Source organism: Enterobacter cloacae complex sp. GF14B (assembly GCF_004136805.1).
Classification (GTDB): Bacteria; Pseudomonadota; Gammaproteobacteria; order Enterobacterales; family Enterobacteriaceae; genus Enterobacter; species Enterobacter hormaechei_C.
This window is the reverse complement of the sequence record NZ_QFRV01000319.1, coordinates 1-1,087: the sequence shown is the minus strand read 5'-3', so window position 1 is coordinate 1,087 and position 1,087 is coordinate 1. Positions and strand designations below refer to the sequence as shown.

Genomic DNA, 1,087 nt, shown 5'->3' with positions numbered 1-1,087 from the left:
AGAATCAGCAATTGAAATTGCATCTAAGGACAAAGAATCTGAGTTAAATCTTAGTGCAAATGTGGGGACAAACCATTCAGGGCCCAGTGGTACCCTATATGACCATCTATCCAAGGGAGCAGAAGACACAAGTAGCGACTCATCTAGTGACTCTTCACTAGAGATCCACCGTAATAAAAAATTAGACAATAAGAGTGAGAGACATAAGACGCGACAATATCGAGCAAATGTGCGTGCTAGAATAAATGAAAAGATATCTACCGCAGAATGGCTTAATTATATTGGGGCATGTGATGCTCATCGAAAGTTGGTAGATAATTGGGATGAATACCTTCAAAGTGTCATGTGGTGTAGTCCACAACCCATTGACATTGCACAGCTAGAAGCTACAAGGAAGCCAAAGTTGAGCCGTACTATAAGGATACGACAAAATCGACAGCTAGCTTAACAACAAAAGGAAGCAGAAGAGAAATCACAGTCCACAAAACAACAAGACCCCATAGATTTACACCCTGCACCTGATCATTTCAAATCCTACACCACAGAGGAACATAAGGTTGTGTATACAAAGGCTCAAAGAAAACCTATCGATGGAAGTAATGGAGTCTATGATGGTCCAGCAATAGTTAAGGAAATAGAGTTAGCAGACCCAGGAGAAGAGTCCAAACCTGTTTTCATTGCCCAAGATCTGACAGAGACTGAGGAGTGTGTACTTAAAGAACTTCTCAAGGAATTCAGGGATATATTTGCTTGGACATATCATGGTATGAAAGGTGTTCCACCTTCCATGGTGCAACACACAATCCCCATGAATAGCATGGCTAAACCAGTTCAGCAACGACCCTACCCAATGAATCCTAAGTATGCAAAAATCGTTCAAGAAGAGATTGAAAAGCTTGTGAAATGCGGATTCATATACCCTATTGAGCACTCAGAATGGGTGTCTCCAATAGTGATTGTGCCAAAAAAGAATGGGAAACTCAGAGTGTGCGTGGATCTCAAGAAGGTCAATGCCGCCACTAGGAGAGACCGTTATCCCTTGCCATATTCAGAACATGTGCTTGAAAGAGTTGCAGGGAAGGAAGCT

At 42.0% G+C, this 1,087-nt stretch carries 2 protein-coding genes; both read left to right on the top strand.

Annotated features, from left to right (window positions below; translation table 11 throughout):
• Positions 1 to 448: hypothetical protein (locus DD606_RS26270; protein WP_219824247.1), on the top strand; the 448-nt coding region annotated here is incomplete at its 5' end.
• Positions 449 to 559: 111 nt separating this feature from the next.
• A partial coding sequence (locus DD606_RS25440) for a hypothetical protein (protein WP_139158396.1) occupies positions 560 to 1,087 on the top strand: 528 nt, incomplete at its 3' end.